Origin of the sequence: Paenibacillus sp. GbtcB18, assembly GCF_019091125.1 — a bacterium.
Classification (GTDB): Bacteria; Bacillota; Bacilli; order Paenibacillales; family NBRC-103111; genus Paenibacillus_F; species Paenibacillus_F chitinolyticus.
Genome location: NZ_JAGXJX010000002.1, coordinates 296,617 through 323,357, shown reverse-complemented (window position 1 = coordinate 323,357; position 26,741 = coordinate 296,617). Strand labels below are relative to the sequence as shown.

Genomic DNA, 26,741 nt, shown 5'->3' with positions numbered 1-26,741 from the left:
GGAGCATAAGATTAAGGCCTTGCCTGCTTCCAGTAGAAGATGGCTGCCGAAGCGTCTTTGGCCGATGTGCGGCTGCCTCTCGCGATTTTGGGGCTTATGGCGGTCGTGCTGCTCCCGTCGGTTCGGCCATCTTGCAGCCGAGTGAGAACAAGGCAAGAATGTAGGCGGCAATTGGTTTAATTCAAATTTAAACATGATACGCGGCATACCCGAAAAAGACGTTCTTTTCCCGACAATAAAAATTGATGGGAAAAGAGCGTTATTTTTGTTCGGAATTCGGGTAAAAAATTGTCAATATCCAAGTTGCGAAAACATATGAATCATAATAAGATAAAGTAAACTTAGAGTTGTCTGAAATTTCTGTCAAAGCAGCCAATCGAAGTCTTCGGGAGGGGATTGCCGTGAGCAAAAATCACGAAGTCGAATACTGCAATCTGGAATTAAGATTCGACCGCCGGCTCATCCGGCAGTTTATTAAAGCCTTGATTCAAGAGGGATATTCCCTTTATTGGAACGAAAACGACCACCAGTTTGTCATTTCTATCCGCTCCGGAAGAAAACTAGTCAAGCTGAAATTCGAACGCATAGGCGAACGGTATAAAATCGTCGGCAACTATTCTTTTAAAGATGAGAAGCTTGCCGAAATGATGGAAAAACTGATTGGAGACACACGGGGGCATGCAGTCGTCAAGCGGTTCAAAGACCGTCAGATCCTGATCGAAAACATCATGTTCGGCGAAATCATCCGTATGGTCGAAATTTCGGGAATCGAACATAAGGTGCTGTTTCAGAAAGAACCTGTCGTTACATTCGAGGAAATGCTTCTAGCTTTCCGCTCCAGGCGTATCGAGGAACGGATTCCCGTCCTGAGGCTGGAGCTTGACTATGAGCTGGCCGTGCTGAACGAAGCGATTCAGAAGGGCGACGTCCAAGCTGTCGTCGATTCCAAGGAGAAGTTGACCGAACTGCGCCAAGAGATGATTCTGCTTGAAGTGTAACATTCCACAACGGTCGTTTATCCGAAATATAGGGTTTATGGAAAATACTGTTGTAAGAACAGTCCGGGTATGCTATCTTAAAAAAGAACAGAATGAACCGGTGCGGAAGAACCGCCCATGAGTGTGCTTAAGAGCATGCCGTGGGCGGTTTTTTGTGCTACGCCGGGAAAAACAGGAAAAGGAGAGACGGTAGCGGTGAAACCCGATCGAGGCCGGCTGTATGCGGGAGATATTCTTGGCAGCCGTTACAGAATCGTTTCAACCGTCGGCAAAGGCGGCATGGGAACCGTGTATCTGGCCGAGGATTTGAAACTGAAAGGAAAGCGCTGGGCGGTCAAGGAGATTCTTCAGCAGGTGCAGGATTATCAGCGGTTCGTAGACGAAGCGGAAATGCTGATCCGCCTTCATCATGCTCATTTGCCGGGCATTGTTGATTATTTCCCCCCGGACGATGAAGGCTTCAGCTACCTGGTGATGGATTATATCGCAGGGGAGACACTGGCCGAGCGATTTAGCCGCACGGGCGGACAAGTGGAGGTTGCGGCTGCGGTGAATTACGCGCTGCAGCTGTGCGATCTGTTCCACTACCTCCATGATGAGCTTCCGGTTCCGATGATCTATCGCGATCTGAAGCCTTCCAACATTATGATCGACGGCCAGGAACAAGTCAGGCTGATCGATTTCGGTATTGCCCGGCATTTCAAAAGCGGCAGACAAGCGGATACGGTCCAGATAGGAACCGTCGGTTTTGCCGCCCCGGAGCAGTTTCAGCAGCTTCAAACCGACCGCAGGACCGATCTGTATTCGCTGGGCGCGGTACTGTACTACCTTCTGAGCGGAGGGAGGTATCCGCATTCCTCTGGCGTCCCGCTCGCCCGGTTGAATGAGGAAATCCCGCACAGCTTGTCCGTCATCATCGAGAAGCTGCTGGAGCACGATCCGGACCACCGCTATCCGAACGCAAGAGAGCTGCGGGAAGCGCTGAGCGAGGTTTACGCGGCTTTGCGCGTCGGGGAGGGGCCACCCGCCCGTTCCGGCGGGTTTCTCGGCCCGGTCGTGATCGCGGTCTGCGGGACGGGACGCGGCGTGGGCTGCACGCATACGGCCGTTCTGCTGGCCCATTTCCTTGCGCGTAAACGCCGCACCGTGGTCTTGGCCGAGGCGAACGCGTCGGGCCATTTCAGCCGCATTGAGGCCGTGTACGAGGGCTCGGACGAATCCCTTTACGGCAGCGCCGCATTCGACTTGCGGGGAGTGCGGTATGCGAAAGCGGGCGACGGGCTGGACATGATCGGCACCTTGTCCGGATCGTACGATTTTGTCGTTCTGGATCTCGGAAGCTACGACGAAACGGAATGGTTCGGGGAGTTTATGCGCGCCGCCGTCCAGGTCGTCGTCGGTACGGGCTGTGAATGGAAGCGCCGGGACATCGCAGCGTTCTTCCGCAGCCATCCCGTACCGGAGCCGGCCAAGTGCAGCTTGTTTGTGCCGCTTGCGTCCGCACAGATGCTGAGGGATATCCGCCGTATGCTGCCGGACGTGCGGCTGATCGGCTTGCCGGCGCATGCAGACCCGTTCTGCCATCAGCAGGAGACGGCCGAGCTGCTGGACGGATGGCTGGGGCTCCCGGAACCGCGTACACAGGTGGCCGGCTCGGTTATGCGCCGATGGTTCCGCGCGCGAGCGCCGAAATAACGAAAGGAGAGAGAACGTGTCCATTATCCGCCAGCGAACGAAACATCTGATCTACTCGGGCCTGATAGGTGCCTTGACCGCAGGACTTCTTGCTTCGGGGGGATTTGTTTATACGGGACTTCAGCATCGTAAAAAAATCACCGATCTGGAGTATCGTTACCAGGCCAACCTCTCGGAGGCTAAATCTTTATCGGCCAAGACCGAAAGAAGGAAGGTAGTTGTGTTAACCCGGGATATCGAAGCGGGAACAAGGCTTGGAGACGAAGACATTAAGTATCTGGAAATGAATGCGGCCGATGCGCCTGTTGGATCGGATCTTGATCTGCGGCAGGTCACCGGCAGGACGTTCAAGCTTGCAGGCGTTAAAAATACGCCTGTACTGGCTTCCATGCTGTATGAGGAAGGCATGCTGGCCAAAGATGTCCGTCAGGAGGAGTTCAACGTAATCGGGCTGCCGAGTCTGCTGAAGAAAGACGATTTCGTCGATGTGCGCATCAGCTTTCCGACCGGTCAGGATTATATCGTACTGGCCAAGAAAAGAGTGGACAATGTCTCGGAAGGCACGGTGTGGCTTAAGCTCAGTGAGAGGGAGATTCTCGATATGTCGAGCGCCGTCGTCGATGCCTATCTTCATGGAGCGAAGCTCTATTCGCTTCCTTATGTGGATCCCCAGATGCAGGACAAAGCCGAACCTACTTACCCGGTCAACGCCAAGGTGCTTGAGCTGATCCGCACGGACCCGAATGTGCTGGAGACGGCTAAGCTGGAACTGATGAAAAGTATGAGGCTACTGCTGGACAAAGATCTGCAGAATATGGACGATGCTTCGAAGCAGAAAATAAACGCCGGTATAAGCTCCGGCCGAACAGGCGGTAACCCGGCCGGAATTGGCGCCGTTCAGGGAGAGGAGACCCCTTCGGTTGTAGGGCCTTCTAACCGGCCGTCCGCAAAACCTGAGGTGAGCGCGAAACCGCACGGCTTCTCGCCCGGTACAAGCGGATCACCCGAGAAAATACCGACGGAAAACGCCGGACCCGAAACGCCTCCCTCTGAAATCAGAGAGAGGCAGGAAGATATTTTCCGGGAAGCGGTACAGCCATGATCCGCCCGGCTCATAGAGGGGAGATACACCGATGAAGCTGCTTTGCGTTGGAGCGAAGGAACACAGTGACCTGCTGCTCGGCATTTGCCGATTGGCGGCAGTGGGGGGAAGACGCGTACTGCTTATAGACGGAACGTCATCCCGCAGGCTAAGCTGCCTCGTCGCCCCCGGATCTGAACCTGAACTGGTTCAGTATGATGAAATTGATGTGGCCTGTCATTTCACCAGCTTGGATGCAGCCTTGGAGCATGCCGCAGCCAGCGGATCGGTTTTGGAAGAATACGACATCGTGATGGTGGATACGGACCGGGCTGACTTTCCGGGGGCCGCAGGCGCTTATCCGTTCGAGGGTCTCTTCCTGACAACGGCCTACGATAAATATACGATGCGGAGAACGGCGGAACTGATCTGTTCATTGAATGATGTCTGCCAGGTGAACACCCTCACAAGTACGGTTATCATACGGGATGCGGTGGAATGCGGTATTGACGAAGCGTATGTGGATAAGGTGCTGGCTCCGCTGCCGTTCATAACGCCTGACGAATATCACAAGCTGCCGTTCGATGAAGTGGATCTAGCCGTACGCATAGACAGTGAGTATCAGGGTAAGGTCGGAATCAGGCGTATGTCCAGAGCGTACAGGAATGTGCTGCTGGCCGTTACGAACGAAATAACCGGAGAGGACAGAGCTGTTCTCAAACGGATGATCAAACAAGCCATGAGGAGGAAAACAGGATGAGTCAGGTGGCGTTTTGGGCGCCCGTACGGGGGCATGGAGCTGCAACATCGAATGTGCTGGCGGTCTCTACGATGATCGCGCTCGATTATTACGCGCGGATTATGATTACGCATACGAAAAGAACAAGAACGGCGCTGGAAAACGCCTTCGGTCGGCCTTCTTCGGACGGCAATCTGTTGTCGTTCAGCGAGTACGGGCTGGATGCGCTGGAGCGACTGCTTCAAAGTGATAAGATGACGCCCGAGACGATCCAAGATTACACAAAACCGATCGTCAAGGACAGGCTGGACCTGCTTCCCGGTTCGAGGAAGCCGCTTGCGGACCCGGATTGTTTCCGGGAAGAAACACTGCCGTACATCGTAAACAGTGCCAGCCGTTACTATGACCTTACCTTTGTTGACGTCGGAGACGGGTATAAGGAAGACTGCACGGAGGTTATTTTGCGTAATTCGGATCTGATCGTCGTTAATCTCAGTCAGAACCTTGAACTGCTGGAGCGCTATTTCAACAAGGAACTCTGGACGGAATCTCTGCAAAATAAACCGCTTCTTCTCGTGTTGGGCGATTATGACGAAAACTCCCGTTTTAATGCCGTTAATCTGGCCCGGAAATTCAAATGGAGGCAGCCGATCTATACCGTTCCGCACTGCACCGGTTATTTGGATGCCTGCGGCGATAAAAACGTGCTTGAGTTTTTTTTGAGGAGCCGAAATGCGGGCCCGCGTCACTCTTCGTACGCATTCATTACGGAGATTAGGAAGCTGACCAAGGCTCTTCTTGACCGGCTGGGCCTGGATTCGAAGCTTATGCAGGAAAGGGGAGCCTAGCCCTCCATGCCCACGGACAGGTTAAATCTCGCTTTGATACTCATAGTGACAGTTTTTGCGGTGATGTGGTTCTTTGCCAAAACGGGAGGCTGGCGCGTCAGAACTTCCGCTTCGCAAACCGCAAAAAATTACTCCATTGAGGCAATGACCGCCTTCATTAAAGAAGCTTTTGCCGAGATAACGGCCGGCGGGGGCAGCGAACTCCGGTTGTCCGAGGAGGAGTACCGGCGCAGCCGGAACAAAAGACTTCAGCTGAAAAGGGCTCTGAAGGGCTGCGGACACGGCGATCTGAAGGACAAACGATACGTAAAATCCGTCATGACGGACCTGCTGACCGGCGTTAACGGACTTGGCGAAACAACGATTCACCACTCTCTGCCTTTTCATAAGCCCGAGCAGCTCACGGCACAGGACCGGTTTGACATTCTGCTTCATCTGTATCGGAAAAAATACGGTTACGATGGCCTTCATGAATTAATCCGGAAGCATAAGCTGGATGCCGTTAAACATGTGATTGAAGACGGCCGCACGCCTTCTTATATCGTAACGGCGGAGGAGATTGCGCATGTATTCCGCAAGGAAGCCGGGCTGTTGTCGTTTCAGGATAAGCTGGAAATCGTCGTGCAGCGAATCTATCAGCATTACAAAGGCTTCGGCGTGATCGATACCATCCGCGAGATGCGCATCGACGGTGTATCGGGAGGAGTTTCTGGTGCGCTTCCGGACAATACCGGGCATCGCGGATCTCCGCTTGCGGAAAGAGAGGCTGAAGGAAATCACCGGCATAAGAAAGAAAGCACGGCTAACGATAGCGTTTGGATTTTCTACCGGGGAAAACCTATCCACTTTTCGTTCCTAAGTTTCGGCAGCAGCGAAGAGCTGCGGCGGGTCTGTCAAAATATTTACAAATATAATTATCCGGGTCAGCTTTCCGAAACGAACGGCTATAAAGTGAACGATATGAAGGACGGATCCCGTGTCGTTGTGGTCCGGCCTCCCTTTTCGGAATCCTGGGCGTTTTTCGTCCGCAAGTTCGATCTGCCCAACGCTATGCTGGATCAGCTTGTCCAAGGGGGCAATGCCGGGCTGGCTGTGGAACTCATTCGTCATCTTGTCAAAGGATGCCGGATAACGGCCGTGACGGGTGCGCAGGGCAGCGGGAAAACAACCCTGCTCATGGCTATGGTCCAATCCATCTCCGCGACCTTGACGCTTCGCGTACAGGAAATGGCGTACGAATTGCATCTGAGGAATTTATACCCGCAGCGCAACATCTTAAGTTTCCGGGAGACGGATCACATTACGGGGCAGCAGGGTCTCGACGTACAGAAAAAAACGGACGGAGCCGTGCATATCCTGGGGGAAGTGGCGACCGACACGGTTGCCGCCTGGATGATACAAATGGCCCAGGTAGCCAGCTTGTTCACCCTTTTTACCCATCATGCCAAAACGTTTGCCAGCCTGATCGACTCGCTTCGCAACTCCTTGCTCAAAACGGGAATGTTCCAAGATGAAGTCATGGCTGAAAAGCAGGTTATCCGCGTGATTCATTTTGACATTCATCTGCGCAAAAGTGCCGACGGAACGCGTTTTATAGAACGGATAACGGAATGCGTTCCTCTGGATAGCGATTCATATCCGAGCGAAAAAGCGGGCATGACCGACAAGGATACAGTTGAACTCCCCGGCTTTCTGGACGATGCCTCCGAATTTTTTCGGAGGACAACGGACCGCAAACTTTACGAACAACGAAACATTGTGGAATACCGGGACGGTGCCTACCGGGTTTGCCGGCCGATCAGTCTCCGCAACACCGAGGAAATGCTGGATCATATGACACCCGCGGACGCCCGCGCATTCGAAAGATTTTTGGAAACGCATTGGGGAGGCGATGTTATTGCCGCTTCGTGATTGGCTGCTTTCGATCGCTTTATTCAGCGGGGGCGCCGCATGCGTAATTTGGCTTCTGTACGTATACGCTGTTAAAAGACGGGCCAAGCTGAGCGGTTACGGGGAGGACGAGCTTCAAAAGCTGCTCTCTCCTTTAAAAGGAAACGGAAGAAAACAGATCGAACGGCTGTACGGAAAATGCTACGAAGTTATGAGCAATATCCCCGGATTTTCCCGTTATACACAGCGTATACGCCGGAGGATTGCTCCCTTATACTCTTACGACGAGAGTATGATTCGAATGGAAACCGGGCGGATTACGCTGTTTGCTTTCCTGAACGGCTGGCTCACAGCGGGTTTTGTTGTTCTTTTTTACCCGGATATCTCTTACATGCTCATGATTTTACTCGGAAGTCTTGTTCTCCACGGTATCCTCATCGATACGCTCGTCCACCGGGCCGAAGACCGGCTGCTCCGACAAATGACCGAATTTTTATCGGATGTCCGGCACTTTTATCACCAGCACGGGATGGTGGACGAGGCGGTTTATGACGCCGCTCAGATCGCGCCCAGGCAGCTGTCGCTCCATGCGGAATCGGTGTACGGCACTTTGACCTCCGACCATCCGGAGCCCAGTCTGGAAATCTACTATGAGCATGCGCCAAACCGTTTTTTGAAAAGCTTTGCGGGCGTCTCCTTTTTAGTCAGGGAATTCGGAGACAAGCTGCTTCCGCATGGCTCCATGTATCTGCATGCCCTCAGCAAAATCACTTCTGAAATCCGCCTTGAAATACTCCGTAAAGAAAAACTCCATTACCTCTTAAAAGGACTTTCCGTTATTGCAATCTCCCCGATTATGGCTGCCAAACCCATTGAAGCGTGGGCGCGGCATAATTTCCCGGCTATGGATGAATTTTATACGGGCGCCGCGGGATTTGCCGTCAAAACAGGCATTTTCGTGCTGATCATCGTCTGCTTTGTGCTCCTCAGAAAGCTTCAGGATACTGCGGAGGAAACAGGCAACCGCAGAACAGGCCGGAAACCGCCCGAGCAAAAATGGCTGGGTAACCGGCTTGTCAACGCAGTCACGCAGAGATTTGTCCCTGCAGTGCATTCCATGGAAAGGGGCAGGCTGCAAAAGCTTATCAGGGAAGCCAATTCCCCCTTGCTGCTTGAATGGCTTACCCTCCGCCGCCTGCTTACGGGGCTCGCTTGTTTTCTTCTCGTGATGGGGATGTTTCTGATTATGCAAAGACTTACCTTGCAGCAGGTTTACTTTTCGCCGACGCGTAATCAAGCGATGTTCGGGAGTCTTTCTCCGCATGAAAAACGGAAAGCGCTGGAAGTCACGGCCTTTGACCGGAACGTCATTCAGAAATTGGAGCGGTCCGGCAGAGAGCTTCGTGAAATGATAGCCGAAGAAATGCGGCAGCAGGGATTCCAGCCCGATCCTAACGTCCTCAACACCGCGGGCGAACGGATTAAGGCAAAACTGGACAGTATTGCGGAGGCACATTTAAGTTGGCGGGAGCTCTTGTTCTGTTTTATTTCCGGTTGGGCGGGCTACCACAGTCCGGTTTGGCTGCTGCACATGCAGAAACGAATGCGCAGGATGGAAATGAAAAACGAGGTGGACCAGTTTTATACGCTGTTGACCATCCTCGCTCATTTCGAACGAATGTCCGTCGAACACATACTGGAATGGCTGGAACGTTTTGCAGTCTTGTTTCAGTCTCCGCTGTCCGCATGTCTGCTCGATTACGAAGCGGGGGCGGATGAGGCGCTGGAAAAGCTGAAGGAGGAATCCGCCTATACGCCCTTTGTCCGTCTGGTTGAACGGCTCCAGGCTGCCGTTAACCATATTCCGGTCAAGCAGGCGTTTGACGACCTGGAAGCGGAGCAGCAGTATCACTTCGAGCGGCGCAAGCAGGACTATGAGCGGATGATCGAAACCAAAGCCGGCTGGGGGCGCTGGATCGGTTTTGCTCCCATGTATGCGCTTGTTTTCCTCTACCTGGTCATTCCGCTCGTTTATATGAGCATGCAGCAGATGAATTTGTATTATCAGCAGATCGGTAAAATTTCTTAAGGATAAAGGAGCTGGATTACAATGGGAAATGCACAGAAAGCACTCATCATGGCGGCAGGTTTTTTTCTGGCCATCGCTCTGATTACGATTGCGGTGGTGATGTTTATTTCGGCACAGGATGCCACGAAAGCGGCGCAGAACAATTTTTCGGATATTCAGACGGAGCTTTCCCAGACGGCTTTTACCGTGTACGACAACACCGTGGTTTCGGGGAGTCAGGTTGTAAACGCGCTGCGTAAATTTGCCGACAAGGAGCAGTTCGGGATTCAGGTTCAAACGGGCAAAAATCCGGTCGGCTCCTGGTATACGAACAAGATCGATACCACGTCGCCGTCTAGCAGCAATTACGGTACGGTAATCGCCTCGATATCCAGGGATGCTGTTGCGAACGCAACCTTGGAGTCTCATATGGACTACGTGAATCCGAGCGGTAAATTCAAAGCGCACATCATTAAGGATAAAAGCAATGTGATCCGTGCGATTGAATTTATGCAGCAATAGACGAAGCGATGAATCATGCGACTCGCTCCATGCTGATTGCCGGTGTTTCGGTCTGCATGTTCGTCTCTGCTTTAGTCACGGGCATGATACTGCTCCAAAACGTAAGGGGAGCCATTGCGGATACTTATTTATCCCGGAAGCTTCTCGATTACAATCAATACCCCGCAAATGCCAAGCTCGGAGCGGTTTCGGTAAAAGGATCCGATCTGAGCATGTCCATTTATTTAAACGCCGGAGAACCTTATGACATTGTGGTAAACGGCAAACGCTATCCGGGCGGTCGGCAGAAAGAAGAAACGGACCCTGCCGGCATAGATCCCGCTGCAGCGTATCGTTATTATGCGGTGCGTGATACCGGAGGAACGTTAAAACGAATCGTATATACGACGCCTTGAATTGTCTGGCGTAAACGGGGAGGGAACAGGTGGATACGCTCAGCAAGGCTTTTGTCCTCATTTTAGCGGTTTTGCTGCTGTACATTTATCCGCTGTCGGATTCGGCGGCCAGAGAGGATGATCTGTCTCGGGTGATCGCGTTCGAGACGATGACACGTTTTGTCGACAACGTGCGCGATAAAGGATTGCTGACGCCGGCTATGTACGAACAGTTTCAAAAGGAGCTCACAACCTCCGGCCAGGCGTTTGATGTTAGGATGGAACATAAGCACAAACGGTATGTGCCCGTATATGACGAGCAGGGGCGGTTCGCGGAGAAATATACGGTGGAGGACGAAGCCTTCTATAACGCCCAGATTCTTCCTGTTCTGTTTCCCGAAAACTCGCTACCGCCGGACCATGCGGATCGTACCTACAAACTTGGCGCCGGTGATTATTTCACGGTGACCGTGCGCAGCCTGAGCCGTACACCGGCAGTTGTCTGGCAGGACGCTTTAAACGGGACGAATACGCCCGGCGGGCAGCTTTATATGCCGTACGGGGGGATGGTCCGCAATGAAGACAGCTAAACTGGCCATTTTCTTTGTTCTCATTTATGTGCCCTTCGCATGGATAAACAAATTCGATGCAAAAGCCCAGTTTCAAATGCTGTTTCTGGAGACGAAGTACGATGCGGCTGTAAATGCGGCCGTCCAGGACGGCGCGGCGGCTCTTTCCGTCAATGAGAAGCAGGGGGAAGAGGTTCGGTACGAATCCTCGAAGAAGGTCAGGGTCAACCGAAAAGAGGCTGTTGATAGCTTTTATAAAACCTTCTATTCGAATTTCGGCGTGTCGGAGAATGCGGCGGGCCAGCAGGTTCTTGATTCTTATCTTTCCGCTCTCCTCGTTGTCGGCTACGACGGTTGTTACTCCTACACATTCGAATCTTATACAGGGGAAGACGGGTTTGAGCGGAGCCGGAGACTGGAAGGGCCGAAAAGGCCGTACGTTTACCAGGACCCGACAGGAGAGGTTATAGCTTTTACGCTGGACGAATACGTAACGGTGAAAAATGCTGCGGGAACCGGTTGGATAGAAGGGTTCCGGAGCGAGATCCAGGCTAAAACACAAACAGCGCTTTTAAAGCCCGGGGCACGCTTTGACGAAGTCAGGAGAGGTGCGATTATAAACACGATCCAGCGCGAGCTCGAAAATGCGATCCTGGAGCACAATATTCAGACACGCCGTTTGGGAGCTGCCTATACGTTCACGCTGCCCCTTCTGTCGGACGAGGAATGGAGCAATACGATTGACGATGTGGGGATGCTCGCTTTTGTACAGGGCATTCCGATCGGATACCGGACCTATAACAATTACGCGCTGGGAGGGGCAAGGATCGTGAAGCGGCCCGTGTTTTATGGATACAGGCAAAACAACCTTCCTTATTTCACGAGCAGCCGTTGTCCGCGTCCCCAGCAGATTTTGGAAACCTTCTCGAGTCCCAAAGCCGCTGCTGCAGCCGGTTATTACCCGAAAGAATGCAACAACGGACGGACATAAAACACTCGATTTCGCGACGGAACAAAGAAAGCGCTCTACCGAAAAAGATTGTCCGATAAAATTGACATCCGATCCGCGGAACGTTTATCATCAAGTCAACGATGAGTTCGATGCGGCTTCCGCACATTTGTGATGCCACGTTTCATTTATGACTGCAGTGATTTAACGTCATAATGCGGTTCACGGCGGAATCAGCATGTTGGGCGGTTTGACTGATCTGTGCTATCGGGGCGTTCGGTCCATGTTAAGAACTGGAACATGCGGCAAGTGGAATCAGGCGCAGATGCTTTGGGAAATCTACGGGAATGTGGAAAACACCGGGCAATGTGCTTTTTTTCACACAAATTTTCGTCTGTTCTTAAACGTGTATCGCCCCGAATTTGACAGCAAACGCAAGCCCGGAAGCTTTGCCTCGAGCCGGGAGCAGCGGTTCTTGCATGATCCGTAACGGAAAATGCGCCGTTTGTTCCCGAGCGGGTCGAATCCATCCTTCGGCAGCCGTTCTGACATCAAGTGGGAGCGGTGACGATCTAATACAAGAGGAAAGGGTGTTTGATTCATGTCCAAACAGCAAATTGGTGTAATCGGTCTTGCGGTCATGGGTAAAAACCTGGCGCTTAACATCGAGAGCCGCGGCTTTACCGTTTCCGTTTTTAACCGCTCGCCTGAGAAAACGAAAGAACTTCTTGAAGAGGCAACCGGACGTAACCTGGTCGGTACTTTCAGCATGGAAGAATTCGTACAGTCGCTCGAAACTCCGCGCAAAATTTTAATTATGGTCAAAGCCGGACAAGCGACCGATGCTACCATTGAACAACTCGTTCCGCTTCTGTCCGAGGGAGATATCCTGATCGACGGCGGTAACGCCTACTTCCCGGATACCCAGCGCCGCAACAAAGAGCTGGAAGCTCGCGGCATCCGCTTTATCGGTACGGGTGTTTCCGGCGGCGAAGAGGGCGCGCTTAAAGGCCCGTCCATCATGCCTGGCGGACAGAAAGACGCATACAAGCTCGTGGAACCGATCCTAACGGCGATTTCCGCCAAAGTGAACGGCGATCCATGCTGTACGTATATCGGTCCGGACGGCGCCGGCCACTACGTTAAAATGGTACATAACGGCATCGAATACGGCGATATGCAGCTGATTTGCGAAGCTTATCAACTGCTTAAAGACGTGCTGAACGTCAGCACGGAAGAACTGCACGAAATTTTCACGGAGTGGAACAAAGGCGAGCTGGACAGCTACCTGATCGAAATCACCCGTGATATTTTCACGAAATACGACGAAGAAACCGGCAAGCCGATGGTCGACGTTATCCTCGATTCCGCAGGCCAGAAGGGCACGGGCAAGTGGACCAGCCAAAGCTCCCTGGATCTGGGCGTGCCGCTTTCCATCATTACGGAATCCGTATTCTCCCGCTTCCTGTCCGCCATGAAAGAAGAGCGGGTAGCTGCAAGCAAAGTACTAAACGGCCCGGCGGTGAAGCCGTTTGAAGGCAACCGTGAAGAGTTCATCGAAGCGGTCCGTAAAGCCCTGTACGCGAGCAAAATCGCTTCGTATGCACAAGGCTTCGCTCAAATGCGGGCCGCATCCGAAGAGTACAACTGGAATCTGAGTTATGGCGAAATCGCCATGATTTTCCGCGGCGGATGCATTATCCGTGCCCGTTTCCTGCAAAACATTAAGGATGCGTACGACCGCGATCCGGAACTCCGCAACCTGCTGCTGGACGATTACTTCAAAAACATCGTGGAAAACTATCAGGATGCTTGGAGAAACGTCGTTTCCGTAGCGGTAACGCGCGGTATCCCGGCACCGGCTTTCGCCTCTGCGCTGGCTTATTACGACAGCTACCGCACAGAGCGCCTGCCGGCCAACCTTCTGCAAGCCCAGCGCGATTATTTCGGCGCACACACGTTCCAGCGTGTGGATAAAGAAGGTACCTTCCACTACAACTGGCTCGACAGCTAAAAACGGTAGCCGAACCGGCTCCGTTTCGCTTACCGGACATGGCGTCCGTTTCGCTGACATCCGATCGGATACGGCATCGTCCGTGCCTCCTAATCGTTTGCCGGCTAGGAATCCCGCTCCGAAGGGGGTTCATTCTCGAAGAGACCGTACGAAGCTTCTTTCAGACAGCTTTTGATACGGTCTGCTTCCTGATCGAAGGCGCTTCTGCGATGGACAAGCATCATGGAAACTTCGGCGAAAGATTCAAAGTTTTTCAATAGACGCGGCTGAGTGAGTTCCTTTAACCGGGAATCCTGCTCAGCCATTTTTTTGCGTATAAATTCGAGCGCCCAGACTACGTCATCTCTGCATAGCATGTACGAGGGCTGAAGCATCTGACTCAGCCGGCCGGAAGTATTCCGGCTGGGGTCGGGAATCCTTGGATGAGGCATCAATCGGACATCGCTCCTTGTAATCTACTGATCCTTCTACGGATTGCGTATGTATTCTCATTTTTGCTGTCTTTGAAAAGGTTTATTCACTATACCATATGAAATTGATGCAATTTGTATTCATCCGGGGCTTTTGCTGTGATATGATAGTGGAAAGTTTAAACCGAGAGAGGATCGACGGGCACGATGAGCACACAACCGAGATCAAATATAGTGCTGATTGGGTTTATGGGCACTGGTAAAACGACTGTCGGGTTAAAGTTGGCTGATCGGCTGGGTTGGCCTATGATAGATACCGATGAGGAAATTGTAAAAAAAGCCGGAATGTCTATTCCGGAATTGTTCGCCACGCACGGGGAAGCTCATTTCCGGACTTTGGAGCGCGAGGTCGTCCGGGAGACGCTGGCCGGCAGCCATCGCGTGATTTCAACGGGAGGCGGTGCCGTACTGGCGGAGGAGAACAGGGCGTGCATGAGCGAGCGGGGCTTTGTCGCGGCTTTGTCCGCAAGTCTGGAAACCATCGTGGAGCGGGTTAAAAACGACTCCAACCGGCCTTTGCTGCAGGGAAGCGGACTGGAGGAAAAGGTTCGTACGATGCTCCAGGAACGTCAAGATGCGTACAGGTTTGCCGACCTTACAATCGATACGTCACCGCTTGCCGCGGACGACATAGCCGAACACATCTTTAACGCCTGGACCAAAGAAAGACTGAAGCGGGAAGAATTTTCAGGCTGACCGGGCCGCTCGTCCGGCGGCGGGCTTAAAGCTGTTCCCAGGCGAGCATTCCGCCCTCCATGTTTTTCAAATTCGCAAAGCCTTGGGACTCCAGGAAATCGTAGGCTTTCCCGCTCCGGTTGCCGCTGCGGCAGACCAGAATGACTTCGCCTTCTTTAGGAATTTCGTGAAGACGGGTGTGAATCTCCATCAAGGGAATCGATTTGGCACCGGCAATTTGACCGGCCGCGACTTCTTCGGGCTCGCGTACGTCTATAACGCACAGCGGCTCACCCGCCGCAAGTCGGGCTTTCAATTCCGAGGGTTGAATCTTATTCATATAAAAGCACCTCCTGTAATCTCGTTTTCCCTGTAACTATACAAAACCCGGAAGCGCGGAGTCAAACCGTCTCCGTGCTTCCCTTAGACTATCTTCAAAGCAAATACGGGACAGAATAGGTGGTTTGCCTATGAAAAGTTGGATCATCGGAACAGCCGGCGTGTTCGGAGCCCTGTCCCGTTACGGCTTATCCGTTCTTTGGAACGAAGGAACCGGTTCCTTCCCGTGGGGCACGCTAGCTTGTAACATGATCGGCTGCATGCTGCTCGGTTATTTCAGCGAGGCTCTGCTTCCGAAATGGCCGCAGGAGCTGCGTACTGCCGTTATGACTGGCTTTATCGGCGCTTTCACGACTTTCTCCACCTTTAGTATGGAAACGGTCCGGATGCTTCAGGATCATCGGATGCCCCTAGCCTTGCTGTACATTGGCGTCAGTCTGTTCGGAGGGCTCCTTGCCGTCAGTTTGGGCACGGCTGCCGCGCACCGCAGGAAGGAGAAAGCCATATGAACGCGGGCTGGATGAATGTGCTGCTGGTAGGGGCCGGAGGATTCGTCGGCTCCATCGCCAGATACAAGTTAGCCGGCTGGGTTCAGAGCCGTACGGCTTCTCCGTTTCCGTTCGGCACACTGGCCGTCAACCTCACGGGTTGTTTTTTTCTGGGGTGGCTGTTCGGGCATGTGACGAATGCCGCCTTGCTTATCGGGCTGGGAACAGGCTTTACCGGCGCCTTTACGACGTTTTCCACTTTAAAGCTGGACAGCTGGAAGCTGAGAAAGAAAAAGCTTTTTAATCTGGATATGATCTATCTGGCCGTAAGCTATCTGGCCGGAATCGGCCTAGCTTTTGCCGGCTTCTACATATAAACATAAGGCCCTACGCGGACCACTCATCGACCAAAGGAGAGAACTACCATGAATTCCATGAAAGCCATTGTAAAAGCGACACCGAACCTTCAGGGAGAAATTCAAGCGCTGTCTTCCAAAAACTATACGACTCGTTACCTCCTTCTTGCGGCACTGGCCGACGGTACGAGTACGATCCACTACCCGGCTCACAGTGAAGACAGTGACGCCATGCGCCGCTGTATCCGGGATTTGGGCGCGGTTATCGAAGAGGACGAGCATAAGATGGTTATTAAGGGATTCGGCAAACACCCTCTCCCTATCAAAGAATTAAACGTCGGCAATGCGGGAGCGGTTCTCCGTTTTCTGATGTCTACGGCAGCCCTCTGCCAAAGTGAAGTTACTTTCATTAATCAGTATCCGGAATCGCTCGGCAAGCGGCCGCATATGGATCTCATTGATACGCTGAAACAAATGAACGTTCAGGTCGAACATAATGAAGGCCGTCTGCCGATAACTATTAAAGGGGGACAACCCCGCGGAGGCAAAATTACCGTGTCGGGCAGCGTAAGCTCGCAATTTTTGAGCTCCCTTCTCTTTTTGACTCCTCTGCTCCAAGAAGACAGTGAAATCGAAGTGCTTCACGATTTGAAGTCCAAAGTGATTGTCGGACAAACACTGGAAGTGCTCGAACAAGCAGGGATTCGCGTGGAAGCCAGCGAAGATCTTATGCATTACCGGATTCCCGGGAATCAATCTTATCGTGCGCAGGAGTATGTCGTGCAGGGAGATTACCCCGGATCCGCGGCGATCTTGGCGGCTGCGGCCGTCACCGACTCGGATGTTACCGTTCATCGTCTCGACGAGAACAGCCGTCAGGGCGAGAAAGCCTGCGTGGACGTTCTCCGCGCGATGGGCGTCTCGCTGACTCACAAGGATGGAATCGTGCGCGTACAAGGTACGGGCAAACTTAAAGCCGGCGAATTCGACGGCGATCATTTTACCGATGCGGTGCTTGCTATGGTAGCGGCCGCGGTGTTCGCGGAAGGCACCTCGCGTTTTTACAACGTGGAGAATCTCCGCTACAAAGAGTGCGACCGGATTACGGATTTCCTGAACGAGCTGCGCAAAGCCGGAGCCGACGTGGAAGAGCGTCAAAGCGAAATCATTGTCCACGGCCGGCCGGAAGGGCTTGAAGGCGGCGTGGAAATCAACGCGCATTATGACCATCGCGTCATTATGGCCCTTTCCGTGGCAGGGCTGAGGAGCAAGCAGGGGCTTGTTATCCGTGACGCCCACCATGTGGCCAAATCTTATCCGCAGTTTTTCGATCATATGATTTCACTCGGAGCGCACATCGAATTAACGAACGAATGAATGGGTGAATAGGATGCGCATTATTTGGAGGGGCATGAAAGTAACGTTCGGTTTCTTTCTGATCCTCGGGTTATTGTTCTCAGGCGGTTTCATGTCTGTGATGCTATATGCCAAAATAAGCGGGCAAGACGTTCAGACTGTCATGGCCATGGACGCGAAACTTGAAAAACAGCCTCCGCCTGAACCGGAGCAGCCTTCGGGGACGGAACAGGTTCAAGAACAGCCGAAAACGAAGGCCATGATCGATGCGCCCGTTCTCGCGCAGAAACCGGAGCTGCCGTCGGGCTGTGAAATTACTTCGATTGCCATGATGCTTCATTATAAAGGCATCAAACTGGATAAGATGCAGCTGTACGACGAAATGCCGAAGGACCCGACTCCTATCGTCTGGAACAAAGACGGGACCATTGCCTCGTGGGGCCACCCGAACATTGGTTACGTGGGAGACGGCACCGGGAAGTCCAAAGGCTTCGGCATCTACCACAAGGCGCTGTTTCCGCTGTTGAAGTCGTATATTCCTTCTGCCGTAGATTTAACGGGCGAATCCTTTGACGTGTATGAAAAACAAATCGCGAACGGTCGCCCGGTTGTCGTTTGGACGACCATCGGTTTCACGATGCCGACCCGCTGGTCCGAATGGAATACCTCGATCGGTCCGATACGCGCGACATTTTCCGAGCATGCGGTATTGATGGTCGGGTACGACGAGACGTCCGTTTACGTGAACGATCCGTGGACGGGCAGCAAAAATGTCCGGCTGGATAAAAAGCTGTTCATCGACATCTGGGAAGCAATGGGCAAGCAGGGCTTGTCCTATACGGCTGATTAAGAACAGACAACGGACGACGCCGGTTTTTTAAATAAAGAAAGGGAGTGTTCCTATGCCTTTTGAAAATCCGTCCAGAGACGAAATCAAAACCTTGCTGGCTTCAGCGGGCCCCATTGCCGTTGTAGGTTTGTCTGATAACCCGGAAAGGGTGTCGCACATGGTATCGGCAGCCATGAAATCCCGCGGGTACGAGATTATTCCGGTTAATCCGAATGCGGATGTCATTTTGGGCGATAAAAGCTATGCCAGCCTATCCGATATTCCCGGTCATGTGGATATCGTCAATGTGTTCCGCAGAAGCGACCAGGTTGTGCCAATCGCGGAGGAAGCGGTACGCAAGGGAGCCAAAGTTCTTTGGCTGCAGCAGGGCGTGTATAACGAAGAAGCGGCGGAGATTGCACAACGCGGCGGCTTGACGGTCGTAATGGACCGCTGCATCAAAGTGGAAGATGCGATTTTGAATCCGAGAGGCAACTGAACCGGTACGGTACGGCCGCTAAAAATATCATTACCCGATTAAGGCGCAAGCTTTAGTCGGGTTTTATTTTTTCTGAAAAAAATATTTCGGGGAGGCTTCATAATTTCAGCGGCTCCTGCAAACAATAGGGGAGGCTTCAGAACAAGGAAAGACTTGTCTGGAAGACTCATTAATTTCCTTAAAGGAGGAACTCCGCATGTACAACCAGTATCAAAATCAAGCTGGTATCGGCTCCCAGTCCCAATACCAAAACAAGTTCCAGCCGACGGGTTATGTTCAATCTTCGTACGGTCAGAACCAGTACCAAAATTCCCAGCAATACGGCAGCTACCAAAACCCGCAATCGTTCCACACGGCTAACTACCGCGGCAACCAACCGGGTCATGACAGCTACCTGCACTCGGATTCCCAAACTCCGGCCCAGCATCAAGGTTTCGGACAAGTTTCCCAGGGCTTGACTCAATCCTTTGGTTCCCAAGCTTACGGCAGCCAAGGAAACCAATCCTACACGAGCCAGCAACAAAGCTACGGACAATACGCTGCCCCGCAGTCTTACCACACGGCTAACTACCGTGGCGATCAGCCGGGACACGACAACTACCTGCGCTCGGATTCCCAGTCTCCGGCCCAACAAGGCTACGGCCAAGCTTCTTACGGGCTGAGCCAATCTGTTGTCGGCCAAGGCTACGGCTCCCAAAATTACGGTTCCCAATCCTACGGTCAATCCTATGGCCAAGGCTACGGTACGCAAAGCTACAGCCAATCCGCCTCTCCGCAGTCTTACCATACGGCTAACTACCGCGGCGACCAGCCGGGTCATGACAGCTACCTGCACTCGGATTCCCAAACTCCGGCTCAGCAGCAGTTCGGCGGTCTTTCCAGCAGTGTAGGTTCCGCTCAAACCGGCCGTTTCAACACGGGCAACCCGTACACGACAGGAACGTTTTAATTAAAGGCTGACGATGGCTTACAGCATCGTCATGCCGCTTTATGCCGACAAGCGGGTCTTCGGACCCGCTTATTTGTTTTTGACAAAAAGTGCGGCAGCCATTAGGATCGAAATAGAGAGAGGAGGCAGGGCTTAAGTTGAACTGGATGGGAAATTTGCAGCAATTCGGGCGTTCTTTAATGCTTCCGATGATTACGCTCCCTGTTGCCGCAGTACTTATAAGACTGGGAATCCTGCCATGGGATAGTTTGGGGGCGGCATGGCTCGGCGATATGATGCTGCTTGCGGGTCATACCATTTTTACCTATTTGCCGCTCGTATTTGCGGTGGGCGTTGCTCTCGGTTTGACGGAGAATGCGGGTATTGCCGGACTTTCCGCACTGATGAGCTACTTTTTATTCACCGTATTGACCCAGCATCAGCTGGGCGAAACGTTTCAACTGGGGGTCGCGGGAGGAATCCTGATCGGTCTGCTGTCGGCGGTCGCGTACCACCGGTGCAAGCGGATCCAGCTTCCCGAATACGTACAGTTTTTCGGAGGACCGCGGATGGTTCCGCTTATTATGGGAGTCGTTACGCTCGTCCTGTCCATCCTGATGATCAAGCTGGGCCCCGTCCTGGAGAACGGGATGGAGCAGTTGACGGCATGGGTTCTCAGCCTCGGCGGATTCGGTGCTTTCTTGTACGGCATCGCGCACCGTCTTCTTGTGCCTTCCGGGCTTCATTATATTCTGAACAATTTCTTCTGGTTTCAACTGGGCGCTTACAAAGAACCGAACGGTGATATGGTTTACGGCGATCTGCCCCGCTTCTTCGCGGGTGATCCGACGGCCGGGGCCTACATGGCCGGACTGTATCCGATTATGATGTTCGCGCTTCCCGCCATTGCTTTCGCCATTATCCACGAAGCCCGGGAAGATTTGAAGCCTCATGTCCGAGTGACTTTTATGACGGCGGCGCTGACTTCTTTCCTGACCGGCGTCACGGAGCCGATTGAGTTTGCCTTTCTGTTCGTCGCTCCTTACTTGTTCGTGATTCATGCCATTTTATCCGGCTTTGCCATGTGGATCGCGTATGCGCTGAATATTTCGCATGGCTTCTCTTATTCCGCCGGAGCTATCGATTTTGTCATTAACGAGCATTTGTCGCGCAACGGATGGATGCTTATTCCGATCGGACTCGTGTTCGGAGCGGTATACTATGTCATGTTCAGGTACGCCATCCGGCGTTACCGCATTCCGACCCCGGGCCGTGAGGAAGGTTCATCGCTCGAAGAATGGGCGGGCGACATCCCTTACCGGGCGCCGCTTATCGTCCAAGCGCTTGGAGGCAAGGGGAATATCAAAAAAATCGAAGCCTGCATCACACGGCTGAGATTGACGCTTGAATCCGACCGCCTCATGGATATTGCCGCACTGAAGCACCTTGGAGCGGCCGGAGTCATCCGCTTGGGCGGGGGCAACGTGCAGGTCGTTTTCGGTACATTCTCCGAATTGATCCGGGAAGAAATCATGAAGCTGCTGCGCAAAGACATCCAGCTTGTGCTCTTCAGTTCCCCGATGGCGGGAAGAATGATTCCGCTGGAGGACGTTCCGGACCGCATTTTCGCGGGGAAAATTGTCGGCAACGGGGTTGCTTTCATACCGGATAAAGGGGAACTGCTGTCGCCGGTAGCCGGTAAAATCATGCACGTTTATCCGACAATGCATGCGCTCGGGATTCAGACAGAGGAAGGACTTGAAGTTCTGCTGCACATCGGCATCGACACATCCACATTAACCGGAAATTTCTTCGAGGCTCAGGTACAGCCCGGAGACGAGGTGGAGGCGGGGCAACTGCTGATCCGTTTTAACTACAGTCAGTTGAAGAAGCATGCCAAATCGCTGGCCACCCCTATGGTGATTACCAATTCGGACCGTGTCAAATCATGGAGTTTCGCCCCCTATAAATCCGTTAAAAAAGGGCAGGCGTCCGTGATGTCCGTTGTGCTGAAAAAACCGGAACAGAGCGGAGGGACTTCAAATGTTTAAAGGGATAGGAGCTTCATCGGGGATCGCCATGGGTCCCGCTTACGTGATCCCCGCCTGGGATTGGGAGTTCCCGGATAAGATGGTGGACGCCACCGATTTGTCGTTTGAGTTCGAACGGCTGTATGACGGGATCCGTTCGTCCAAAGACGAATTGGAACATATCAAACAAGAGATCCGGGACGTCCTGGGCCAGGAGCAATCGTACATTTTCGACGCTCATCTGGCGATTTTGGAAGATCCCGTGTTTATGAACGAAATTCAGGGGATCATCAGCCGGCAGTACAAAGCCGCAGAGGTGGCCGTCAAAGAAGTGATCGACAAATTCGTCGAAATGTTCGACGTATTGGACGATGACTATATGAAAGAACGGGCCATGGACATTAAAGACGTAGGGAACCGTCTTCTGAAGCATCTGTTGGGCAGCGGGGACGATACTCCGCCGCCGACGGATCATTCCTACGTACTCGTGGCGAAGGAGCTTACCCCTTCCCAACTGGTGCATTTGGACCCGGCCCGCGTGCTGGGCATCGTCACGATGATGGGCGGACTGACCTCGCATACGTCGATTATGAGCCGCGCGATGGGAATCCCGTTCGTGCTGGGGCTGGAAGGCAAGCTTATCCGGCCTATTCAGAACGGCGACTTGATGATTGTGGACGGCGAGGAAGGGATCGTCTACGTGAACCCGGACAGCGGCACCGTGGAGCTGTACGAGTCGCGCAAGACGGATTGGCTCATGCACCGCGAGCGGCTGCAGGAAATCGCCCACGTCCCGTCCATGACGCAGGACCGCAAACAGGTCCGGCTGGCGGCGAATATCAGCTCGATCAAAGAAATCGACCAAGTGCTCAAAAACGGCGCCGTCGGAGTCGGTTTATTCCGCTCGGAATTTCTCTACATGGACCGCGACTCACTGCCGGATGAAGAGGAGCAGACCGAGGTGTATAAGCAGGCGGCGGTGAAGCTGGACGGCAGGCCGCTCATCATCCGCACGCTGGATATCGGCGGAGACAAGAAGCTGGATTATCTTCCGCTTCAGGTGGAGGAGAATCCTGCGCTGGGATGCCGGGCTATCCGGATCTCGCTGGATCGCCGCGAGCTGTTCAAAACCCAGCTTCGCGCGATTTTGCGGGCCTCGCACTTTGGTCAAGTAAAGCTGATGTATCCGATGATCTCGTCGCTGGGCGAGCTTAGAGAGGCTAACGCTCTGCTGGCGGAAGCCAAGCAGGAACTGAAAAGCCGGGGCAAGCCGTTTAACCCCGACATTGAGGTCGGCTTGACGATCGAAGTGCCGGGGGCGGCCCTGATTGCCGACGTTCTGGCCAAAGAAGTCGATTTCTTCAGCATCGGAACTAACGATCTGATCCAGTTCGTTTTGGCGGTGGACCGGATGAACGACAGCATCGCCCATTTGTACAATCCGTATCATCCCGCCGTAATCCGGCTGCTGAAGCTGACCATTGATGCGGCCAAGGCGGCCGGTATACCCGTTGCCGTATGCGGGGAGTTCGCCGGAGATATCCGCGCGCTTCCTCTTTGGCTGGGGCTGGGTATCGAGGAGCTGAGCATGTCCGTCCAGCTTATTCTTCCGATCAAGCACCGTCTGCTGACGAGCAATCACGCCGAGTGCGAACGCCTGCTTCAGGAAGTCCTGCAGTGCGGCACCAGCGAAGAGATCGAGCAGGTGCTCCGGCAGGCGGATTCCCGGTCGAGCGCTTCTTAACCTATTCTCACGAAACCAGGAGGGATTTACTATGACCGTACAGGATTTGAAAGGCCAGCGCATACTGGCGTTTGTCGATGAGGAGTTCGAGGATCTGGAAATGTGGTACCCCGTTCTTCGTTTGCGGGAAGCGGGAGCAATCGTCGATATCGCAGGGCCCAAAGCCCGCGAAATTTATCACGGCAAATACGGCGTGCCGATTACGGCGGACGTCGCCTTCGGAGACGTATGCGCGGCCGATTATGACGGGCTTTACGTGCCTGGCGGCTGGGCGCCCGATAAACTGCGCAGATATGCCGACGTTCTGCGGTTTACCCGCGAAATTCATGAGGCGCAAAAACCGATTGCGCAGATTTGTCACGCGGGCTGGGTTTTGATTTCGGCCAAAATCGTGGAAGGCTATACGATGACTTCTACGCCGGGCATCCGGGATGATCTTGAAAACGCCGGAGCGATCTGGGTGGACGAGGAAGCCGTGGTCGACCGCAATATCGTTTCGGGGCGGCGTCCTCCGGATCTGCCCGCTTTTATGAAAGCTTTTATCGAAGTATTGATTCAGAAAAAGGCTTCAAACTAACGGTTGGCACAGAGATAACGCTGTCTTCAAAAATAAATGAATTTTTCAAAAAAAGGTAATATGTGACAGGTTCCGAAAAGCAGGAATATCATTCACCCGGATAGAAGTAGCTAAGTAAGACGAAGACAGCAAGTTTCAATCGGCTGCTAGAGGAGTGAGTGATTATGATGCAAAAAGGGTACTGCTGCGGACAACCGATTCATTTATGCCTGAGAACCGTCGTGTTTAAACAAAAGGTAGAGATTGAAAACGTACCCATCTACTCATGCGAAGCATGCGGCAAAAGCGTTGTTTATTCGAGCGTAAAACCTAAAGTTACGGAATTGATCGATACGCTCGGCCCGAAACCGGAAAAGCAGATCCTGCGGTTCGAAGACGTATCCGAAATCGCCTGCCTCATTGTCCGGCTCGCCTGTTCCTCCGAGGACGGGTACGGATTTAAGCAGGCCGTTGAGGAAAGGGTCAATGAACTGCTGGATCTGCTGCTTCTGGCTACCTCTGTCGGGGATATGGGCTGGGTGGGAGAGCTCCGCAGCAGGTTGGCTCAAATCAGCGAGCATATGCTGTCGGACGACCGGCTGCAGGAAGCTTTTGCGGATAGGACCAGCCGCTGATTGCAGGCAGTGATCTTCCTTACAGCCCATCCGCCGGATGCTTGGATAGGATTGAAGTTGATTACTTAGCCAACTTGAACGATGAGGGTTCCCGCGAAAGCGGGTATGAACATCGCCGAGTTGGCTTTCATGCGTATTTTTTGCTACTATTAGGTGTGAAAGTGTTTTAATTGCGAAAAGGGAAATAATGTCGTATGATAGTCTGTAATATGGCAAGGACGACGAATATTTGAATAAATGGAGAGAGTGACCGTGACCGTTACTATTTATGACGTAGCAAGAGAAGCAGGAGTATCGATGGCCACGGTTTCGCGTGTCGTCAACAATAACCCGAACGTGAAGCCGCAGACTAGGAAGAAAGTATTCGAAGCAATCGAACGGCTCGGTTATCGCCCCAATGCTGTTGCCCGGGGTCTTGCATCGAAGAAAACAACGACAGTCGGCGTGGTTATCCCCGATATTTCAAACTCGATTTTTGCGGAAGTGGCGCGCGGAATCGAAGACATTGCGAATATGTATCATTACAATATTATTTTGAGCAACGCCGACAAGAAGAAAGAGAAAGAAATCCGCGTCATCAACACGCTGCTGGAGAAGCAGGTGGACGGGCTTCTCTTTATGGGCGGCGTCGTGACGGAAGATCATATCAATGCGTTCCGGACCTCTTCCGTTCCGGTTGTGCTCTGCGGTACGGCCGACGAGCAGAACGTAATGCCGTCCGTCGATATCGATCACGAGAAAGCGGCTTACGATGCCGTGCAGCTTCTGATCGAGAGCGGCCACCGTACGATCGCCATGATCTCCGGACCTCTTCAAGACCCGGCTAACGGCTTTGCGCGCTACCAGGGCTACAAGAAGGCGTTGGAGCATGCAGGCATCGAAGTGAACGAGGATTATGTAAGACTGGGCAATTACCGGTATGAATCGGGAATCGATGCGACGGATTATTTCTTGAAACTGCCGACGCGCCCGACCGCTATTTTCTCGGCGACGGACGAAATGGCGATCGGCGCCATTCACAAAATCCAGGACGAAGGGCTTTCCGTACCGAAGGATATTTCCGTAATGAGTATCGATAATATCCGGATGGCTTCTATGGTGCGTCCTCAATTAACGACGGTGGCGCAGCCTATGTACGATATCGGCGCGGTGTCCATGCGTCTGCTTACGAAATTGATGAACAAGGAAACGATGGAACTTACTCAAGTCGTTCTCCCGCATGAAATCATTAAGCGCAGCTCAGTGGCTCCTCGTTGAGCCGCTTTTTGTTGAGCGGAAAGTAGAGGCTACATTAGGATGATAAATAAAATCGGTCTGATCGGCGCCATGAATGAAGAAATCGAACTGCTTGTCGGCGGGATGAGCGGCGTAAGCGAAACGAACAAAGCCGGCATTACATACAGGGAAGGCCAGTTTGAAGGCAAATCCGTTGTGGTTTGCAAATCGGGAGTAGGCAAAGTGAACGCCGCCGTCTGCACGCAAATTCTGATTGACAGCTTCGGTGTTGATGCCGTACTGTTTACAGGCGTTGCCGGAGCGCTCGATCCGGAGCTGAATATTGGCGATATCGTCATCTCCACAACCTGTATGCAGCATGACATGGATGTGACCCCCCTTGGCTTCCAGCGCGGAGTCATTCCTTACGAGGAAGTTTCGGTCTTCAAGGCGGACCCTCAGCTGGTGAAATTGGCGGATGAGGCAAGCCGGGAGCTGTTCCAGGGAAGAACGAAGCAAGGACTCGTCCTGTCCGGGGACCAATTCGTCGCTTCGCGCGATAAAGTGGCAGAGCTTCACCAGGAGCTCGGCGGGACCTGTACGGAGATGGAAGGTGCGGCCGTGGCGCAGGTTTGTTCCATGAACAAAGTTCCGTTCGTCGTGATCCGGTCCATGTCCGATAAAGCGGACGGGTCGGCGCACGTTAATTTCGCGGAATTTACCAAGCAGGCTTCCGAAAATTCGCACCGGATCATTGAACATATGGTGCGCTCGTTATAATGGACGGATAGGCAAATGAAAAAGGCTGGCCGGTTTTAAACCGGTCAGTCTTTTTTGTTCCAACGGATTTGAAAGAAATTTCGTCCGGCATGCA

The 26,741-nt window shown here is 52.9% G+C and carries 27 protein-coding genes; 25 read left to right on the top strand and 2 right to left on the bottom strand.

Annotated features, from left to right (window positions below; genetic code table 11):
* Positions 1-401 precede the first annotated feature (401 nt).
* The 12 genes from KVT34_RS06745 to gndA all read left to right on the top strand — a co-directional run bounded on the left by KVT34_RS06745 (position 402) and on the right by gndA (position 13,747).
* The gene (locus tag KVT34_RS06745; protein ID WP_217557770.1) at positions 402-998 is read left to right on the top strand and encodes a hypothetical protein; all 597 of its coding nucleotides are present in this window, start codon (positions 402-404) and stop codon (positions 996-998) included.
* Positions 999-1,193: 195 nt separating this feature from the next.
* On the top strand, positions 1,194-2,693 hold the full coding sequence (locus KVT34_RS06740) for a serine/threonine-protein kinase (protein ID WP_217557768.1): 1,500 nt from the start codon (positions 1,194-1,196) through the stop codon (positions 2,691-2,693).
* 16 nt (positions 2,694-2,709) lie between these two features.
* Positions 2,710-3,795, top strand: a complete 1,086-nt coding sequence (locus KVT34_RS06735; RefSeq protein ID WP_217557766.1) for an SAF domain-containing protein — start codon at positions 2,710-2,712, stop codon at positions 3,793-3,795.
* Positions 3,796-3,826: 31 nt separating this feature from the next.
* Positions 3,827-4,534 (top strand): hypothetical protein, encoded by a 708-nt coding sequence (locus KVT34_RS06730; protein ID WP_217557764.1) that lies wholly within the window; start codon positions 3,827-3,829, stop codon positions 4,532-4,534.
* Positions 4,531-5,361 (top strand): CpaE/TadZ family protein, encoded by an 831-nt coding sequence (locus KVT34_RS06725; protein WP_217557762.1) that lies wholly within the window; start codon positions 4,531-4,533, stop codon positions 5,359-5,361. Before KVT34_RS06730 ends, KVT34_RS06725 begins: the two co-directional genes overlap by 4 nt.
* Before the next feature lie 6 nt (positions 5,362-5,367).
* A complete protein-coding gene (locus KVT34_RS06720; RefSeq protein WP_217557760.1) occupies positions 5,368-7,272 on the top strand; it encodes an ATPase, T2SS/T4P/T4SS family in 1,905 nt (634 codons plus the stop codon).
* Positions 7,259-9,340 (top strand): hypothetical protein, encoded by a 2,082-nt coding sequence (locus KVT34_RS06715; RefSeq protein WP_217557757.1) that lies wholly within the window; start codon positions 7,259-7,261, stop codon positions 9,338-9,340. Before KVT34_RS06720 ends, KVT34_RS06715 begins: the two co-directional genes overlap by 14 nt.
* A 21-nt stretch (positions 9,341-9,361) precedes the next feature.
* A complete protein-coding gene (locus KVT34_RS06710) occupies positions 9,362-9,841 on the top strand; it encodes a hypothetical protein (RefSeq protein ID WP_009672600.1) in 480 nt (159 codons plus the stop codon).
* Positions 9,842-9,849: 8 nt separating this feature from the next.
* Entirely contained in the window at positions 9,850-10,236 is a 387-nt protein-coding gene (locus KVT34_RS06705; protein ID WP_217557754.1) for a hypothetical protein, read from the top strand.
* Positions 10,237-10,265: 29 nt separating this feature from the next.
* The gene (locus tag KVT34_RS06700; protein ID WP_217557752.1) at positions 10,266-10,805 is read left to right on the top strand and encodes a hypothetical protein; all 540 of its coding nucleotides are present in this window, start codon (positions 10,266-10,268) and stop codon (positions 10,803-10,805) included.
* Positions 10,792-11,775, top strand: a complete 984-nt coding sequence (locus KVT34_RS06695; RefSeq protein ID WP_217557750.1) for a hypothetical protein — start codon at positions 10,792-10,794, stop codon at positions 11,773-11,775. The genes KVT34_RS06700 and KVT34_RS06695 overlap by 14 nt, the downstream gene beginning before the upstream one ends.
* Before the next feature lie 559 nt (positions 11,776-12,334).
* Positions 12,335-13,747 carry an NADP-dependent phosphogluconate dehydrogenase gene (gene gndA / locus KVT34_RS06690; protein WP_042232609.1) on the top strand — a complete coding sequence of 471 codons (1,413 nt, stop codon included), beginning with the start codon at positions 12,335-12,337 and terminating at the stop codon, positions 13,745-13,747.
* Positions 13,748-13,851: 104 nt separating this feature from the next.
* On the opposite strand, the gene KVT34_RS06685 is transcribed toward gndA, so the two are convergent.
* Positions 13,852-14,178, bottom strand: coding sequence for a hypothetical protein (locus KVT34_RS06685; protein ID WP_309244069.1), 327 nt, complete (start codon positions 14,176-14,178; stop codon positions 13,852-13,854).
* A 186-nt stretch (positions 14,179-14,364) separates the two neighbouring features.
* Here KVT34_RS06685 and KVT34_RS06680 point away from each other — a divergent pair, with 186 nt between their 5' ends.
* Complete coding sequence (locus KVT34_RS06680) at positions 14,365-14,913, top strand: shikimate kinase (RefSeq protein WP_217557746.1); 549 nt, start codon at positions 14,365-14,367, stop codon at positions 14,911-14,913.
* Positions 14,914-14,938: 25 nt separating this feature from the next.
* Here KVT34_RS06680 and KVT34_RS06675 read toward each other — a convergent pair whose 3' ends face one another.
* Entirely contained in the window at positions 14,939-15,232 is a 294-nt protein-coding gene (locus KVT34_RS06675) for a rhodanese-like domain-containing protein (RefSeq protein WP_009672581.1), read from the bottom strand.
* Positions 15,233-15,362: 130 nt separating this feature from the next.
* Here KVT34_RS06675 and crcB point away from each other — a divergent pair, with 130 nt between their 5' ends.
* The 12 genes from crcB to KVT34_RS06615 all read left to right on the top strand — a co-directional run bounded on the left by crcB (position 15,363) and on the right by KVT34_RS06615 (position 26,647).
* Positions 15,363-15,740: a fluoride efflux transporter CrcB gene (gene crcB / locus KVT34_RS06670; protein WP_217557744.1), complete on the top strand. Its 378-nt coding sequence runs from the start codon at positions 15,363-15,365 to the stop codon at positions 15,738-15,740.
* Positions 15,737-16,096, top strand: a complete 360-nt coding sequence (locus KVT34_RS06665; protein WP_042232618.1) for a fluoride efflux transporter FluC — start codon at positions 15,737-15,739, stop codon at positions 16,094-16,096. The genes crcB and KVT34_RS06665 overlap by 4 nt, the downstream gene beginning before the upstream one ends.
* A gap of 57 nt (positions 16,097-16,153) precedes the next feature.
* A complete protein-coding gene (aroA, locus tag KVT34_RS06660; RefSeq protein WP_217558519.1) occupies positions 16,154-17,452 on the top strand; it encodes a 3-phosphoshikimate 1-carboxyvinyltransferase in 1,299 nt (432 codons plus the stop codon).
* Between the two features lie 34 nt (positions 17,453-17,486).
* Positions 17,487-18,281, top strand: a complete 795-nt coding sequence (locus KVT34_RS06655) for a C39 family peptidase (protein WP_217558518.1) — start codon at positions 17,487-17,489, stop codon at positions 18,279-18,281.
* A gap of 52 nt (positions 18,282-18,333) precedes the next feature.
* Entirely contained in the window at positions 18,334-18,759 is a 426-nt protein-coding gene (locus tag KVT34_RS06650) for a CoA-binding protein (RefSeq protein ID WP_217557742.1), read from the top strand.
* Positions 18,760-18,955: 196 nt separating this feature from the next.
* A complete protein-coding gene (locus tag KVT34_RS06645; RefSeq protein ID WP_217557740.1) occupies positions 18,956-19,708 on the top strand; it encodes a hypothetical protein in 753 nt (250 codons plus the stop codon).
* 137 nt (positions 19,709-19,845) lie between these two features.
* Complete coding sequence (locus tag KVT34_RS06640; protein WP_217557736.1) at positions 19,846-21,738, top strand: glucose PTS transporter subunit IIA; 1,893 nt, start codon at positions 19,846-19,848, stop codon at positions 21,736-21,738.
* On the top strand, positions 21,731-23,461 hold the full coding sequence (gene ptsP, locus KVT34_RS06635; protein ID WP_042232629.1) for a phosphoenolpyruvate--protein phosphotransferase: 1,731 nt from the start codon (positions 21,731-21,733) through the stop codon (positions 23,459-23,461). Before KVT34_RS06640 ends, ptsP begins: the two co-directional genes overlap by 8 nt.
* A 31-nt stretch (positions 23,462-23,492) precedes the next feature.
* Positions 23,493-24,038, top strand: a complete 546-nt coding sequence (locus KVT34_RS06630; RefSeq protein WP_217557734.1) for a type 1 glutamine amidotransferase domain-containing protein — start codon at positions 23,493-23,495, stop codon at positions 24,036-24,038.
* 164 nt (positions 24,039-24,202) lie between these two features.
* Entirely contained in the window at positions 24,203-24,652 is a 450-nt protein-coding gene (locus KVT34_RS06625; RefSeq protein WP_254634633.1) for a hypothetical protein, read from the top strand.
* 237 nt (positions 24,653-24,889) lie between these two features.
* Complete coding sequence (gene ccpA, locus KVT34_RS06620; RefSeq protein WP_009672618.1) at positions 24,890-25,909, top strand: catabolite control protein A; 1,020 nt, start codon at positions 24,890-24,892, stop codon at positions 25,907-25,909.
* A gap of 39 nt (positions 25,910-25,948) precedes the next feature.
* The gene (locus tag KVT34_RS06615; RefSeq protein WP_217557733.1) at positions 25,949-26,647 is read left to right on the top strand and encodes a 5'-methylthioadenosine/adenosylhomocysteine nucleosidase; all 699 of its coding nucleotides are present in this window, start codon (positions 25,949-25,951) and stop codon (positions 26,645-26,647) included.
* The last annotated feature ends 94 nt before the right edge of the window (positions 26,648-26,741 follow it).